Annotated in this window: 1 protein-coding gene; it reads right to left on the bottom strand. The window is 49.9% G+C overall.

The features are described from left to right. The coding region (locus ACFQ2I_RS19510) for a tyrosine-type recombinase/integrase (RefSeq protein WP_377567221.1) at window positions 1–1335 on the bottom strand (1335 nt) is incomplete at its 3' end. Between the last annotated feature and the right edge of the window lie 89 nt (window positions 1336–1424).

Raw genomic sequence — 1424 nt, 5'->3', positions numbered from 1 at the left:
TTTGGGTTGCCTTGGTACCATCTTAAGCGCCTCCATGGGATTGTCCGATCTCCAGCCGCGATCCACGGCGTAAGCAAGGAATGAACGGAGATGGGACAGGTTTTTATCTATGGTAAATGGAGAGATTCCGGCTTGTCTACGGCTACTTAACCAACGGATGATGTCTGCGCCGCGCAAGGCTCCAACACCTTGTTCCATACAGGATGAACACCCTACGGCAAAGCGAGTTAGACTGAAACGGAATTCCTTCAAGGAGCTTTTACTGTATTTCCCCATGCCCGCCGCGGTTCGGAGGAATTCCTCGATCTGTTTCGAGAGCGTGCCTGTAAGAGCGTCGGCTACAGGTGTAACGGTGTATTTACGACGAAGGGAGCTCTTAAGCTTTTGCCGTGATCCTTCTACTAACCGAAGCTTAGGCGGAACAGGTAAGGCTGCTGCATTGATCGGATGCACTTCCAGTGTTGCTGCAATCTCCGGATTTTGTATCCGCGCATAGTGAAGCGTTGTGGTGATGCGCTTGTGACCGAGCCAATCCTTAATGTAGACAATATTGCCGCCCTCTTGGAAGAGATGAGTCGCGCAAGTATGACGCAATTGATGAGGGCGTAACGGCTTCGCCCACATCTCAGAGTAGCTTCGGAACGTAACGCCGACCAAATTATTGTTCATCGCTTCTTTTCTCCAAGTAAGGAATAGCGGCGCATCGGTCGAAAGGTCCTGCCGGGTGGCTAGGTAGACCTGCAGGAGTTCCAATACTTCTCCGACAACGGGAACCCTTCTGTCCTTACGACCTTTTCCGGCATGGATGCAAAGAATTTGCTCCTCCCAGAGCACATCACGCAGCCTGAGATTGGCTGCTTCACCAGCTCGAATACCTGTTGCATACATGAGGGCAAAGAGTGCTAGATTACGTTTGCGAATCGGATCGAACTGTTTACGCCCCAAACATGATTTGATCTGGCGGCGAAGCTCCTTAAGACAGTCTTGAACTTCTTCAAACGTGGCGATCTCAGGAAGGGCCTGATGAGCATCTAGATTCGTGTAGGAGAGCCCCAGCGCAGGACTGTCCGAACGGTATTCCTGTTGGTGCAGATAGGTAAAGAATGAACGTATTTGGCTGACGATGAGATTACGGTAGCCAAGGGATTTATCCTTTGTACGTTCGATGCAGTAATTCTCAAGGTGAACGAGTTCGACCGTCTCAAGAACAAGAGACTGGGCTTGAAGATGGGCTGCCAGCTTCATTAATTCTCTCCAGGTGCCAAGGACGACTTTGGGGGTATACCCCCGGATAACGCTTTGATATTCTCGATAGCTTTCAATGATAGATTCCACAAGATGTGCTCCTCTCTCTTTCGCTAGTGTACAGGATCTGTCGATCCTGTACACTAGCGAATCTCATGGGTCTATCTTATATCGCTAAA

This window comes from Paenibacillus chungangensis (assembly GCF_042675905.1).
Lineage (GTDB): Bacteria > Bacillota > Bacilli > Paenibacillales > Paenibacillaceae > Pristimantibacillus > Pristimantibacillus chungangensis.
The sequence above is the reverse complement of the archived record's forward strand: the minus strand, read 5'-3'. Positions and strand labels throughout refer to the sequence as shown.